Annotated in this window: 12 protein-coding genes; 10 read left to right on the top strand and 2 right to left on the bottom strand. The window is 68.6% G+C overall.

Features of this window, described 5'->3' with window-relative positions; all coding sequences use genetic code 11:
• Positions 1-38: 38 nt before the first annotated feature.
• Positions 39-1241, top strand: coding sequence for a glycosyltransferase (locus AB4850_RS26695; protein WP_414442455.1), 1203 nt, complete (start codon positions 39-41; stop codon positions 1239-1241).
• Entirely contained in the window at positions 1238-2092 is an 855-nt protein-coding gene (locus AB4850_RS26690) for a glycoside hydrolase family 16 protein (protein WP_414442454.1), read from the top strand. Before AB4850_RS26695 ends, AB4850_RS26690 begins: the two co-directional genes overlap by 4 nt.
• Before the next feature lie 11 nt (positions 2093-2103).
• On the opposite strand, the gene AB4850_RS26685 is transcribed toward AB4850_RS26690, so the two are convergent.
• Both AB4850_RS26685 and AB4850_RS26680 read right to left on the bottom strand, forming a co-directional pair.
• Positions 2104-3099 carry a response regulator gene (locus AB4850_RS26685; RefSeq protein ID WP_414445620.1) on the bottom strand — a complete coding sequence of 332 codons (996 nt, stop codon included), beginning with the start codon at positions 3097-3099 and terminating at the stop codon, positions 2104-2106.
• A gap of 55 nt (positions 3100-3154) precedes the next feature.
• A complete protein-coding gene (locus AB4850_RS26680) occupies positions 3155-6715 on the bottom strand; it encodes an ATP-binding protein (protein WP_414442453.1) in 3561 nt (1186 codons plus the stop codon).
• Between the two features lie 179 nt (positions 6716-6894).
• Here AB4850_RS26680 and urtA point away from each other — a divergent pair, with 179 nt between their 5' ends.
• The 8 genes from urtA to AB4850_RS26640 all read left to right on the top strand — a co-directional run bounded on the left by urtA (position 6895) and on the right by AB4850_RS26640 (position 14642).
• Entirely contained in the window at positions 6895-8163 is a 1269-nt protein-coding gene (urtA, locus tag AB4850_RS26675; protein WP_414442452.1) for an urea ABC transporter substrate-binding protein, read from the top strand.
• 82 nt (positions 8164-8245) lie between these two features.
• Positions 8246-9163, top strand: a complete 918-nt coding sequence (urtB, locus tag AB4850_RS26670; protein WP_414442451.1) for an urea ABC transporter permease subunit UrtB — start codon at positions 8246-8248, stop codon at positions 9161-9163.
• Positions 9164-9240: 77 nt separating this feature from the next.
• The gene (urtC, locus tag AB4850_RS26665) at positions 9241-10410 is read left to right on the top strand and encodes an urea ABC transporter permease subunit UrtC (RefSeq protein WP_414442450.1); all 1170 of its coding nucleotides are present in this window, start codon (positions 9241-9243) and stop codon (positions 10408-10410) included.
• Between the two features lie 2 nt (positions 10411-10412).
• Positions 10413-11156 (top strand): urea ABC transporter ATP-binding protein UrtD, encoded by a 744-nt coding sequence (gene urtD / locus AB4850_RS26660; RefSeq protein ID WP_414442449.1) that lies wholly within the window; start codon positions 10413-10415, stop codon positions 11154-11156.
• A 16-nt stretch (positions 11157-11172) separates the two neighbouring features.
• The gene (urtE, locus tag AB4850_RS26655; protein ID WP_414442448.1) at positions 11173-11862 is read left to right on the top strand and encodes an urea ABC transporter ATP-binding subunit UrtE; all 690 of its coding nucleotides are present in this window, start codon (positions 11173-11175) and stop codon (positions 11860-11862) included.
• A 48-nt stretch (positions 11863-11910) separates the two neighbouring features.
• On the top strand, positions 11911-13149 hold the full coding sequence (fmdA, locus tag AB4850_RS26650) for a formamidase (RefSeq protein ID WP_414442447.1): 1239 nt from the start codon (positions 11911-11913) through the stop codon (positions 13147-13149).
• A 16-nt stretch (positions 13150-13165) separates the two neighbouring features.
• Entirely contained in the window at positions 13166-13549 is a 384-nt protein-coding gene (locus AB4850_RS26645; protein WP_414442446.1) for an FmdB family zinc ribbon protein, read from the top strand.
• 55 nt (positions 13550-13604) lie between these two features.
• Entirely contained in the window at positions 13605-14642 is a 1038-nt protein-coding gene (locus AB4850_RS26640; RefSeq protein ID WP_414442445.1) for an aliphatic amidase, read from the top strand.
• Positions 14643-14646: the final 4 nt, after the last annotated feature.

The following is a 14646-nucleotide window of genomic DNA, read 5'->3' as shown; positions in this document are numbered from 1 at the left end:
CGTCGCATTCGCCTCATCTTTTTTCGGAGCCGCATGCCATGTCCACTTACCGTGAACCGATCGATCTCGATGCACTCGACACGTTCGATGATGCGGCGCTCATGCCGGCGCACGCGGCGTCGGCCGATGCTGCCCACACCGGACGCCCGCGCCCGTTGCAGGTGTTCGCACATCTGGCGATCGACAAGGATGCCGAACAATGGCGCCGCAGCCGCGAGGCCGGCCGGCTGGTGGGTCTGAACGACGCCACGCCGTACGGCTATGGCCGCGCCGACGCGATGCAGTGCCGCGTGGCGTTCTCGCGCTCGGCGCCCGAGCCGGCCGTGGCGAAGTGGCTGCGGCTGGCCGTGCGCGCCGCGACCGGTTTCGACCTGGTTCACGCCTGGCGCAATCGCGATGCGATCCGCGTGGCCGACGTGGTCTGGACCCACACCGAATCGCAGTATCTGGCGGTGGCGGCGGTGGGCCTGCTGATCGGCAAGCGGGTGCGGGTGATCGGCCAGTCGGTCTGGCTGATCGACCGCTGGCGCGCTCTGTGGTGGCCGCACAAGCTGCTGTTCCGGCGCTTGATCGGGCGCGTCGACGTGCTGACGTTCCATTCGCCCGACAACCTCGCGATCGCGCGGCGGCTGTTTCCGGCCGCGCGCACGGAGCTGGTGCGCTTCGGCATTCCGTCCGAGCGGCGGCAGGCGCCGCGTTGCGCGTCGCGCGACACGATCCGCGTGCTGGCGCTCGGCAACGACCGGCATCGCGACTGGGCCACGCTGATCGAGGCGGTGCGCAACGTCGAGGGCATCGCGCTGACGATCCTGTCGGGCAGCGTGCCGGCCGGGCTCGCGCGCGGCGCGGCCAACGTCGAGATCCGGCTCGCGCGCAGCAACGCGGAGCTGGAGGCCGCGTTCGCCGACGCGACGCTGGTGTGCGTGCCGCTGCGGCCGAACCTGCACGCGAGCGGCATCACGGTCGTTCAGGAGGCCGTACTGTCGGGACTGCCGGTGATCGCGAGCGACGTGGGCGGGTTGTCGGCGTATTTCACGCGTGACGAGGTGCGCTACGTGCCGGGCGGCGACGCACCGGCGCTGCGCGCGGCGATCGTCGAGGTGGCGCGCGCTCCTGCCGCGTCGATCGCTCGCGCCGCGCGCGCGCAGCGGCGCATGGGCGAGCAGGGCGACCTCGGCGCGCAGCATTACGTGCGTGCGCATGTGCGGCTCAGCGAGCAGTTGCTGGGGCGCGGCGCATGAGGCGCGCGGCCGGGCTGGCGCTGTGCCTCGCGCTGGCAACCTCGCATGTGAACGCCAGAACGCCGCTCGACGCCGACCGGCTCGATCTGTGCGGCTACAACCTGGTGTTCGACGAGACGTTCGCCGATTTCCGCATCGCCTCGCGCACGCTCGGCGACGCGCGCTGGACCGCGCATACGCCGTGGAACGGCGATTTCGGCGACGCGGCGTTCGCCGACCCCGGCCCGAACGGCCCGTTCTCGGTATCGGGCAATGGATTGGCGATCACGGCGCGCCGCGCGGCCGACGGCAAGTGGACGTCGGGCCTGATCGCGGCGGCCGACGCCGGCGGCAAGGGCAGCGGCGTGCGCTACGGCTATTTCGAGGCGAGCCTGCGAATGCCGACCGGGCCGGGCACTTGGCCCGCGTTCTGGCTCAGTACGCTGAAGGCGGCCGGCGACCGCTCGCCGGGCATCGAGATCGACGCGGTCGAATACTACGGCCACGCCGACACCGCGTATCAGTCGGCCGTGCATGTCTGGTACGACGGCGCGGACAAGGCGAAATCGCGCCACCGCTCGCGGTCGATTCCGGTGCCGCCCGGCGCGCTGGAGGCGGGCTTCCACGATTACGGCGTGCGCGTCACGCCCGAGGACATCACGTTCTATCTGGACCGTCGGCCCATGTGGCGGCAGTCCACGCCGCCCGAGCACCGGCTGCCGCTGTTTCCGTTGGTCGATCTGGCGCTCGGTTCGGGCTTTCCGATCAAGGGCACGCCGAACCCGTCGGTGCTGGCGGTGAAGGCTGTGCGCATTTACGCCGCGCCGGCCGGCGACGCGACGGCGGCGAGTTGCACGGGGGCGCTCGGCTGAGTGCCCAGGCGCTAACCACGCCCGGCGGCTTTGACGGCCAGCGCGGCGGCGGCCGAGCGCGTTTCGACGTGGAGCTTGCGGAACAGGTGCTCCAGGTGCTTGTTGACGGTGCGCGCGGCCATGTCGAGGATGTCGCCGATGTCGCGGTTGGTCTTCCCGCGCGACACCCACAGCAGCACCTCGGCCTCGCGCACGGTCAGGCCGAAGCGCTCGATCAGCGCGGCGACCTGCGCGCCGTCGTCGGACGCCTCCAGCACGATCACCCATTCGCCCTGTGCCGGCGTGCCGGTCACGCGCGCCGAACGACGTACCGCGCCGTCGGCCGTCTCGTGCGCGGCCTCGTCGGGGCAGCCCTGTTCGAGCCATTCGGCGAACCAGCGATGCAGCTCGGGAGGCAGGGCGCGCCTGCCGGTCGTCGTGCCGTGTGCGATCGCACTGTCGCGATCGTTGTGGTCGCCGCTAGTGCTGCCGCCGTTACCGCTACCGCCGCCATTTCTGCCGCTACTGCCGTCGCCACCAAGCTCGCGATACCCATCCAGCCGCGCAGCCGCCTGCGCCGACTGCCAGCGGATCGCGCCGCCGCCATCGACGATCACGGCCGCGCGCGCATCGAGTTCGAGCACCGTGTCGGCGTAGCGCTGCGCGCGCGAGCGCTGCACATGCGCGGCGATCCGCGCGCACACCTCCTCGGGCCGCACCGGCTTGGTCACGTAATCGATGCCGCCCACCCGAAAGCCCTGCACCACGTGCTCGCTTTCGGCCAGCGCGGTCATGAAGATCACCGGCAGATGCGCGTGACGCGCGTCGAGCTTGAGGCGCCGGCAGGTTTCGAAGCCGTCGAGCCCCGGCATCATCGCGTCGAGCAGCACCACGTCGGGCGTGACGCGCGCCAGGCACTTCAGCGCGTCGTCGCCGCTCAGGGCGACCAGCACCGCGTAGCCGTCGGCGCGCAGCGTGTCGGACAGCAGCGCGAGGTTGTCGGGCGTGTCGTCGACGATCAGCACCACGGGGCGATTGCCGAGCACGCCGGGCAGGGCGGCGTCGGGCAGCGGGCACGCGGCGTCAGTCATCGGCGCCGAGCGGCAGGCGGTCAAGCTCATGCTCGAACTCCTTCAGTTGGAACAGTTCGGCCCGCGCGCGCAGCGCGGCGAGCGGGGCGGCCAGCGCCGGGCGGCGGGCCACGGCGGCGTCGAGCGCTTCGATCAGGCCTTCGACGTAGCCGACGTCGAGCAGCGCGCGGAGTTGCGCGTGCATCGAACGCGGCAGGCGGGGTGGTTCGGTCGGCGCGGCGGACGCGACCGGTGTCGACGACGGGGGCGACGGTGACGCACCGTCGGCGGTCGCCGCGACACCCATCGCGGCAGCCATCGAAACGGGCGAGGCCTCGCGGCTCGCTTCGGAGGATGCCGCAGCAGCGTCGGCACGCTCCCATTCAATCCGCAGCAGCGCCGCGAGCTTGTCGAGCAGCACCGGCACCTGCACCGGCTTGACCAGATAGTCGTCGCAGCCGATCGCGATCGCGCGCTCGCGGTCGTCGGCGAACGCATTGGCCGACAGCAGCATGATCGGCGCCGAGGAAATCCGCCGCTCGCGGATCAACCGGCTGGTCTCGTAGCCGTCCATGTCGGGCATCGAGATATCCATCAGGATCGCGTCGGCCGCGTTGGTGCCGAGCCAGCGCAGCGCGTCGATGCCGCTGCCCGCCTCGACGATCTCGAAGCCGAGCGGCGCGAGCATCTGCACGACGATCGCGCGCTGGTCGGGCAGGTCATCGACGATCAGCAGCGCACGCCGCGTGCCGCGATAGCCGCGAATGTCGGCCAGCTCGATGCGCGCCGGCACGGCGGTGCGCACGGTGGGCGCGTACACCTTGACGACGAAGCGGGTGCCGCGCCCGACCTCGCTGTCGACCTCCAGGCTGCCGCCCAGCGCGTGCGTGAGCAGCTTGCAGATGGTCAGCCCGAGCCCGGCGCCGTGATCGTGCGCGCTGGCCGCCTCGCCGCGCTCGAACGGCAGGAACAGCCGCTCCATCTCGTCGGCCGGAATGCCGGGGCCGGTGTCGATCACCTCGAACGTCAGCGTGTCGAGCGCGTGGCCGACGCGCAGCGTCACGCCGCCCGCCTGCGTGAAGCGGATCGCGTTGCCGATCAGGTTCGTCAAAATCTGGCTCAGGCACTTCTGGTCCGACTTGACGGTGGCCGGCAGCCGGCCGGCCGGCTGCACCGCGAAATCGATCGCCTTCTCCACCGCTTGCGGGCGCAGCATCGCCGTCATCTGCGCGAGGAATTCGGGCAGCGCGATCGGCGTGACATTCAGTTGCAGCTTGCCGGCCTCGATGCGCGCCACGTCGAGCAGGCCGTCGACCAGCGCCAGCAGGTGCTCGCCGCTGCGGTGGATGGTGCGGATCGCGTTGAGCCGCGCGGGCGGAATGTCGTCGCGCCCCTGCAGCAGCAGTTGCGCATAGCCGAGGATGCTGTTCAGCGGCGTGCGCAGCTCGTGGCTCAAGCCCGTCACGTAGCGGCTTTTCGCGCTGTTGGCCGATTCGGCGGCGGCGCGGGCGCGCTTGAGCGCGGCGTCGGTTTTCTGGTGCGCGTCGATCTCGTGCATCAGCAGCTCGGTCTGGCGCTGCGATTCCTCCTGCGTGACGCGCCGGCTCTCGCGTTCCAGCACCAGCCACCACGCGGCGATGCAGCCGATCAGCGACAGCGCCACGAACACCTTCACGTAGCTGCCGGCCACTTCGCGCCAGGCCGGCGAGCCGGGCACCGCGAGCGTGTCGGCGCTCTGCGACCAGATCAGGTAGAGCACGGTGGCGAGCAGCATCAGCATCGCCAGCACCAGGCCGAGGTAATGCGCGAGCCGCACCCCGGCCACGCCGAGCCGCGCGTTCGGGAACAGCCGGTGCAGCGCGCGGTCGAGTTGCGAGGCGATCCGTGCATGCGGCTTGCAGCGGTCGTTGCAGCGCGAATCGAGCGAGCAGCACAGCGAGCAGATGGTGCCGCCGTAGGCCGGGCAGTACGCGGTGTCCTCGTGCTCGAATTCGTTTTCGCAGATCGCGCAGCGCCGCAGCGCTGCAGGTGACCCGGGTGGCCCAGGCGGCCCAGGTTCGGCCTGGCGCGCGAGGTAGTAGCGCCCGCGCGTGAGGATCGCGATGGCCGGCGCGCAGACGAACGCCACGCCGAGCGCGATGAACGGCGACATCGCCTGCGCCAGCTCGCCGAACGCGCCGCCGTGCGCCAGCATCGCCGTGACGGCGGCGATCGCCATCGCGCCCACGCCCACCGGGTTGATGTCGTACAGGTGCGCGCGCTTGAACTCGATGTCGCGCGGGCTGTAGCCGAGCGGCTTGTTGACCACCAGGTCGGCGAACAGCGCGCCCACCCACGCGATCGCCACGTTCGCGTACATCGACAGCACCTTGCCGATCGCGTCGAATACGCCCAGCTCCACCAGCAGCAGCGCGATCAGCACGTTGAACACCAGCCACACCACGCGCCCCGGGTGGCTGTGCGTGAGCCGCGCGAAGAAGTTCGACCACGCGAGCGAGCCGGCGTAGGCGTTGGTCACGTTGATCTTCAACTGCGAGACGATCACGAACAGCACCGCGGCCGGCACCGCCCAAGCGGCCAGCCCGAGCGGGTCGAGCAGCAGGTGATAGGCGACCAGGTACATCTGGGTGGGCTGCACCGCGTGCGCCACGTCGATCTCGTGCTGGATCGCGATGAACGCGAGGAACGCGCCGCCGAGCATCTTCAGCGCGCCCGGCACGATCCAGCCGGGGCCGGCCGACAGCAGCGCGATCCACCAGCGCCGGCGGTTCTTGCGCGTGAGCGGCGGCAGGAAGCGCAGGTAATCCACCTGCTCGCCGACCTGCACGATCAGCGCGAACACCACGGTGGCCGCCTGCCCGAACGCGATCGTGCTGAACGCGCGTCCCTCGTGCGCGAAGCCGGCGAACGTGGACCATTCGCGCAGCAGCTCCGGGTGGTGCCACAGCACCCCCGCGTACGGCAGCACGAACAGCACCAGCCACAGCGGCTGGGTCCAGCTTTGCAGGCGGTTGATCAGCGTGATGCCGAACATCACGATCGGAATCACCACCAGCGAACTGATCACATAGGCGAGGCCGATCGAGATCGGAAACATCATCTGGAGCGCGAGCGACATGATCGCCGCCTCCAGCGCGAAGAAGATGAACGTGAAGCTCGCGTACAGCAGCGAGGTGACGGTCGAGCCGATATAGCCGAAGCCGGCGCCGCGCGTGAGCAGGTCCATGTCCACGCCGTGGCGCGCCGCGTAATAGCTGATCGGCAGGCTGGTCAGCCAGATCAGCACCGACACGGCGGCGATCGCGCACACCGCGTTGGTGAAGCCGTAATCCACTACCAGGCTGCCGCCGATCGCCTCCAGCACCAGGAACGACACCGCGCCGATCGCGGTGTTCGCGACCCGGAATTCCGACCAGCGCCGGAACGAACTCGGGGTGTAGCGCAGCGCGTAATCCTCGAGGGTTTCGTCGCCGACCCAGGCGTTGTAGTCGCGCCGCACCTTGACGATGCGCTGCGTGCTGGGTCGCGCCGCGTGCTCGGGGGCGGGTGCGGCGCTCGGGTGCATGGATGCCATCTCGGGTGATCCAGGTTGGTGCGTCCGTGGCGGGAGGCATGCGTCACGCAAGTTACATTCCAGGCGCGGGCCCGGATATACGTCAATCGACGTATTTCGATCGTTTATTTGGCTTCCTACATTTCGCCTCACACGCCGGCCACGATTCGCCGGCGGTGCGACCCGACAAGGAGAATGTGATGTCCGTAGACGATCGATTCGATGACGAAGCCCCGTCGCCGCTGCGCCGGCGCCTGATCGGCGGCCTCGCCGCCGCGCCGCTGATGGCGCTCGGCCTGCCGCGCGCCGGTTATGCGCAGACCCCGCCGACCGCCAAGGTCAACACGACCAAGCTGGCCGTCACGGACACCACGGTGACGGTCGGCCAGCTGCACTCGGCCACCGGCACGATGGCGATCTCCGAGACGGGCTCGATCCAGGCGGAGCGGCTCGCGATCGAACAGATCAACGCGATGGGCGGCGTGCTCGGCCGCAAGATCCAGATCATTCAGGAAGACGGCGCGTCCGACTGGCCGACGTTCGCCGAGAAATCGAAGAAGCTGCTGGAAAACGACCACGTGGCGGCGGTGTTCGGCTGCTGGACCTCGGCCTCGCGCAAGGCGGTGCTGCCGGTGTTCGAGAAGGACAACGGCCTGCTGTACTACCCGACCTTCTACGAAGGCCTGGAGCAGTCGAAGAACGTGTTCTACACGGGCCAGGAAGCGACCCAGCAGATCGTCTGGGCGCTCGACTGGGCCTCGAACACCAAGAAGGCCAAGAGCTTCTTCCTGATCGGTTCGGACTACATCTGGCCGCGCACCTCGAACAAGATCGCGCGCCGCCATATCGAGCAGCACCTGCACGCGAAGGTGGTGGGCGAGGAGTACTACCCGCTCGGCACCACCGATTTCTACTCGCTGATGAACAAGATCAAGCTGGCGCGCCCGGATTGCATCTTCGCGACCGTGGTGGGCGGCTCGAACGTGGCGTTCTACAAGCAGCTCAAGGCGGCCGGCATCACGCCGCAGAAGCAGTTCCTGCTGACGCTGTCGGTGACCGAGGACGAGGTGCTCGGCATCGGCGGCGAAAACTTCGCGGGCTTCTTCTCGTCGATGAAGTATTTCGAATCGCTCGACAACGACAACAACAAGAAATTCGTGCAGGCGTTCAAGGCGCGCTACGGCCAGAAATCGGTGATCGGCGACGTCACGCAGGCGGCCTACCTCGGGCCGTGGATCTGGAAGGCGGCCTGCGAGCGCGCCGGCAGCTTCGACGTGGACAAGGTGGTGGCCGCCTCGGCCGGCATCGAGCTGAAGAACGCGCCGCAGGGCTACGCGAAGGTCGATCCGAACCATCACCTGTGGAGCCGCTCGCTGATCGGCGAAGGCCAGGCGGACGGCCAGTTCAAGGTGGTGGCGGCATCGGACGCGCCGATCCAGCCGAACCCGTTCCCGAAGGGCTACATGTAAGCCGGCGCGGGGCCGCGAGGCTCCGCACGCTGTATCACGCGCATGGCGGCGGCCGCCCGGCCGCCGCGCGAGGAGGTTTTCGATGTCCGCTACCGACATTTTCAATATCACGCTGATGCAGGGCTTCGCCGGCCTGAGCCTGTTCAGCGTCCTGCTGCTGATGGGCCTCGGCCTCGCCGTGATCTTCGGCCAGATGGGCGTGATCAACATGGCCCACGGCGAATTCATGACGATCGGCGCGTACACCGTCTATCTGTTCTCGTGGTTCGCGCAGAACGTCTGGCACGCGATCACGCCGGTGTATTTCTTCATCGCGATCGTGGCCGCGTTCTTCATCGCGTTCGCGGCCGGCTGGCTGGCCGAATGGGCGCTGATTCGCCACCTGTACCGCCGCCCGCTCGACACGCTGCTCGCCACCTGGGGCCTGAGCCTCGGCATGCAGCAGGTGTTCCGCTCGACGTTCGGCCCGAAGGAAGTCAGCCCGCAACTGCCCGACTGGCTGATGGGCTCGTGGGAGCCGTCGCAGGGCCTCGACATTCCCGTGAGCGGCATGTTCGTGATGGGGCTGGCGCTGGTCATGACGGGCGGCCTGCTGCTCGCGCTGTACCGCTCGCGCTGGGGCCTGCGGGTGCGCGCCACGGTGGCCAACCGGCCGATGGCGAACGCCGCCGGTATCAACACGCGGCTCACCGACCGGATGACGTTCGCGATCGGCTGCGGGGTGGCCGGCGTGGCCGGCGCGGCGTTCACGGCGATCGGCTCGACCGGGCCGACCAGCGGTTCGCTCTACATCGTCGATTCGTTCCTGGTGGTGACGTTCGGCGGCGCGGCGAGCCTGCTCGGCACGGTGGCCTCGGCGTTCGGCATCGCGCAGATGCAGTCGATCAGCGAGTTCTTCCTGTCCGGCTCGACGGCGCGCGTGCTGACGCTGCTGACCGTCGTGATCATCCTGATGCTGCGCCCGCAAGGCCTGTTCGCCTCGAAGGTGCGGCGCGCCTGACCGGCGTAGACCCGTGCGGTTGCCCGCATCGACCGTTCAGTTCAACCGAATTCTGACCTCCTGACCGGAGAGCAATCATGGAACCCATCCAATCCGTCGCGGGCAAGCTCGTCTCGCCCGCCGGCCCGGCCAAGCCGGGCGGCTGGCGCGCGCTGGCGCGCCGCGCCGACGCCTCCGGCTATGCCGGCATCGTGCTGCTGGCGATCCTGATCGTCGTGGTGTTTCCGCTCGCGCTCGACGCGTTCCGCCTGAACCTGATGGGCAAGTACCTGACCTACGCGTTCGTCGCGGTGGGCCTGGTGATCGCCTGGGGCTACGGCGGCGTGCTGAGTCTGGGGCAGGGCGTGTTCTTCGGCCTGGGCGGCTACGCGATGGCGATGTTCCTGAAGCTGGAGGCGTCCGATCCCGTCTCGACCAAGACCCAGACCACGCCCGGCATTCCCGATTTCATGGACTGGAACCAGCTCACCGCGCTGCCGGGCTGGTGGCAGCCGTTCCACTCGCTGCCGTTCGCGATCCTCGCGGTGCTGGTGGTGCCCACGCTGCTGGCCTTCGTGGTGGGCTTCGCGATGTTCAAGCGGCGCGTGGGCGGCGTGTATTTCGCGATCATCACGCAGGCCGTGGCGCTGATCCTGTCGGTGCTGATCATCGGCCAGCAGGGCTATACGGGCGGCGTGAACGGCATCACCGATCTGCGCACGCTGCTGGGCTGGAGCATCCAGTCGAACGCGTCGAAATACGTGCTGTATTTCGTCAACGCGGCGCTGCTGATCGTGGCCATGCTGGCCTGCCGCTGGGTGCAGCGCGGCAAGCTCGGCACGCTGCTGCTGGCGATGCGCGACAAGGAGGACCGGGTGCGTTTTTCCGGCTACGACGTGGCGATGTTCAAGGTGTTCGCGTTCTGCGTGGCGGCGCTGCTCGCGGCGGTCGGCGGCGCGATGTTCACGCTGCAGGTGGGCTTCATGTCGCCGTCGTTCGTCGGCATCGTGCCGTCGATCGAGATGGTGATCTACGCGGCGGTGGGCGGGCGCATGTCGGTGGCGGGCGCGGTGCTCGGCACGATCCTCGTCAATCTCGGCAAGACCTGGTTCTCGGAGAGCTTCCCGAACCTGTGGCTGTTCCTGATGGCGGCGATGTTCATCGGCGTGGTGATGGCGTTCCCGAACGGCATCGCGGGGCTGTACGAGGCGCATGCACGGCCGCGGCTGCGGCGCTGGCTCGGCGAGCCGGCCAACCAGGAGGCCTGACGATGAGCAATACCGACTTCCTGCTCGCGGTCGAGGACCTGACCGTGTCGTTCGACGGCTTCAAGGCGATCGATTCGCTGAACCTCTATCTCGAACGCGGCGAGCTGCGCGTGGTGATCGGCCCGAACGGCGCCGGCAAGACCACGCTGCTCGACCTGATCTGCGGCAAGACCCGCGAGACGGCCGGCAGCATCAAGTTCCGCAACGAGGAAATCACGCGGCTGGCCGAATTCCGGCGCGTGCGCAAGGGCATCGGCCGCAAGTTCCAGACGCCGTCGATCTACGAAAACCTGTCGGTGTCGCAGAACCTGGAGGTGTCGTATCCGCGCGGGCGCGGCGTGTTCGGCGCGCTGGCGTTCCGGCGCGACAGCGCGGTGACCGACCAGGTGCTGGCGGTGGCCGAGGAAATCGGTCTGGCCGCGGTGCTCGACATGGAGGCCGGGCTGCTGTCGCACGGCCAGAAGCAGTGGCTGGAGATCGGCATGCTGCTCATGCAGGACCCCGAACTGTTGATGCTCGACGAGCCGATCGCCGGCATGAGCGTGAAGGAGCGCGAGATCACGGCCGAGCTGCTGGGCCGGATCTGCCAGCAGCGCTCGATGATCGTCATCGAGCACGACATGGCGTTCGTCGAGCGGATCGCGCACAAGGTCACCGTGATGCATCAGGGAAAGATCCTGGCCGAAGGGCCGATGGCCACGGTGCAGGCGGACCCGCGCGTGATCGACGTTTATCTGGGCCACTGAAAAGGAGGAACCCGACATGCTCGAAGTCGACGATCTCGTCGTCAGTTACGGCCAGAGCGAGGTGCTGCACGGCATCGGCTTTTCGGTCGGCAACCGCGAAAGCGTCGCGGTGATGGGCCGCAACGGCATGGGCAAGACCACGCTGTTCAAGTCGCTGATCGGCATGCTGCCGGCCAGCCGCGGCACCGTGAAGGTGGGCGGCGCCGATGTCTCGAAGGACGAGAGCTTCCGGCGCGTGGCCAAGGGCATCGGCTACGTGCCGCAGGGCCGGCAGATCTTCGCGTCGCTGACGGTGGAGGAGAACATCCGCACCGGCCTGGAGAACGCGCCCACGCAAACCGTGCCCGAGGAGCTGTACGCGCTGTTCCCGGTGCTGTGGGACATGCGCCGCCGCAAGGGCGGCAACCTGTCGGGCGGCCAGCAGCAGCAACTGGCGATCGCGCGGGCGCTGGCCACCGATCCGAAGGTGCTGCTGCTCGACGAGCCGACCGAAGGCATTCAGCCGTCCGTGATCAAGGACATCGCCAAGGCGCTGAACCAGATCCGCGCCTCGCGCGACATCGCGATCGTGGTGTCCGAGCAGGTGCTGAGCTTCGCGCTCGAGGTGGCCGACCGGCTGTTCGTGATCGAGGGCGGCCGTTTCGTTCACCAGAGTACCCGCGAGGCCGGCGACGCCGACCGCATTCGCGAATACCTGTCCGTCTGACGGCGTGCGCGCCGTCATCGTCCAACGCAGCACCGAGGAGCGTGCGAAATGCCCGAAACCCTGATCAAGGTCGACCTGAACCAGTCCGCCTACGAAAACGAACAAGTCCACAACCGCTGGCACCCCGACATCCCGATGGCGTGCTGGGTCAAGCCCGGCGACGACTTCGTGCTCGAAACCTACGACTGGACCGGCGGCTTCATCAAGAACGACGACAGCGCCGACGACGTGCGCGACATCGACCTGTCGATCGTCCACTTCCTGTCCGGCCCGGTCGGCGTGAAGGGCGCCGAGCCGGGCGACCTGCTGGTGGTCGACCTGCTCGACATCGGCGCGAAGTCCGACAGCCAATGGGGCTTCAACGGCTTCTTCTCGAAGACCAACGGCGGCGGCTTCCTGACCGACCATTTCCCGTCGGCGCAGAAGTCGATCTGGGATTTCCACGGCCTGTACACCAGCTCGCGCCATATTCCCGGCGTGAACTTCGCGGGCCTGATCCACCCGGGCCTGATCGGCTGCCTACCCGATCCGAAGCTGCTCGAAACCTGGAACACGCGCGAGACGGCCCTGATCGCGACCGACCCGGAACGCGTGCCGCCGCTGGCCAACCCGCCGTTCGCGGCCACCGCGCACATGGGCAGCCTGGCCGGCGACGCGAAGGCCAAGGCAGCCGCCGAAGGCGCGCGCACCGTGCCGCCGCGCGAACACGGCGGCAATTGCGACATCAAGGATCTGTCGCGCGGCTCGAAGGTGTTCTTCCCGGTGTACGTGGATGGCGCGGGGCTGTCGGTCGGCGACCTGCACTTCAGCCAGGGCGACGGCGAGATCACGTTCTGCGGCGCGATCGAGATGGCCGGCTGGGTGCACATGCGCGTGAACCTGATCAAGGGCGGCATGGCCAAGTACGGCATCCGCAACCCGGTGTTCCAGCCGAGCCCGATCACGCCGAACTACAACGACTACCTGATCTTCGAGGGCATTTCCGTCGACGAGTCGGGCGGCCAGCATTACCTCGACGTGACCGTCGCCTATCGCCAGGCCTGCCTGAACGCCATCGAATACCTGAAGAAGTTCGGCTACTCGGGCGCGCAGGCCTATTCGCTGCTCGGCTGCGCGCCGGTGCAGGGGCATATCAGCGGCGTGGTGGACATTCCGAACGCCTGCGCGACGCTGTGGCTGCCGACCCAGATCTTCGATTTCGACATCCGGCCGAACGCGCAGGGGCCGGTGCGGCACGTGACGGGCGAGGTGGACCTGCCGATCTCGTACGACCTGACTCACGCCTGAGCACGGAGCGCCCGAGATGCCGATCTACGACTTTCACTGCGAGGCCTGCGGGCCGTTCGTCGCGATGCGCGCGATCGCCGAGCGCGACCGGCCCGCGCCATGCCCCGCGTGCGGCACGATCGGCGCGCGGCGGCTGACCGCGCCCGCGCTGGCGCTGATGGCGGGCGACCGGCGCACCGCGCACGCCACCAACGAGCGCGCCGCCCATGCGCCGCGTCAATCGGGCGAGGGTGGCGGCGGCGGTGGGGGCCGTCACCGGCCCGGCTGCGGCTGCTGTTCGGGCGGGCGCGCGACGCTGGCCGGCGCGAGCGGCGGCGGGGCGATCGGCAAGCCGGCGCAGGCCAACCCGGCGGCGGCGCTCAAGCAGCCCGCCGGCCGGCCCTGGATGATCAGTCACTGAACCCTGGCGCGGGGCCGCATGCCTGCGCGCCCCGCGCACCGAACGGAGCAAGACGATGCGACATGGCGATATTTCGAGCAGCCGCGACAGTGTCGGCGTGGCGGTGGTCAACTACCGGATGCCGCGCCTGCATACGCGCGCCGAGGTGCTGGAGAACGCGCGCAAGATCGGCGAGATGCTGATCGGCATGAAGCGCGGGCTGCCGGGCATGGACCTGGTGATCTTCCCCGAGTATTCGACGCACGGCATCATGTACGACGAGGCCGAAATGTATGAAACGGCCTCCACCATCCCCGGCGCGGAAACCGAGATCTTCTCGGCCGCCTGCCGCCAGGCCAACGTGTGGGGCGTGTTCTCGATCACCGGCGAGCGCCACGAGGAACACCCCAACAAGGCGCCGTACAACACGCTGATCCTGATCGACAACCACGGCGAGATCGTGCAGAAGTACCGCAAGATCATGCCGTGGACGCCGATCGAGGGCTGGTATCCGGGCGACCGCACCTACGTGAGCGACGGCCCGAAGGGCCTGAAGATCAGCCTGATCATCTGCGACGACGGCAACTATCCGGAGATCTGGCGCGACTGCGCGATGCGCGGCGCGGAGCTGATCGTGCGCTGCCAGGGCTACATGTACCCGGCCAAGGAGCAGCAGGTGATGGTGTCGAAGGCGATGGCCTGGATGAACAACACCTACGTGGCGGTGGCCAACGCGGCCGGCTTCGACGGCGTGTATTCGTATTTCGGGCATTCGGCCATCGTCGGTTTCGACGGGCGCACGCTCGGCGAATGCGGCGAGGAGGAGATGGGCGTGCAGTACGCGGAGCTTTCGGTCTCGCTGATCCGCGACGCGCGCCGCAACCTGCAGTCGCAGAACCATCTCTACAAGCTGCTGCATCGCGGCTATACCGGCACGATCCATTCGGGCGACAGCGTGCACGGCGTGGCCGATTGCCCGTTTGCGTTCTATCGCGACTGGATCGCCGATCCGCAGAAGGCGCGCGCGGCCGTGGAGGCGATCACGCGGCCGATGCCGGGCACGCCCGAGTGCCCGGTGGAGGGGATTCCGCACACGGCGGATGGGGCGTCTTGAGTTT

It is taken from the genome of Burkholderia sp. 22PA0106 (assembly GCF_047497155.1).
Classification (GTDB): Bacteria; Pseudomonadota; Gammaproteobacteria; order Burkholderiales; family Burkholderiaceae; genus Burkholderia.
This window is presented reverse-complemented; position numbering and strand designations above follow the sequence as displayed.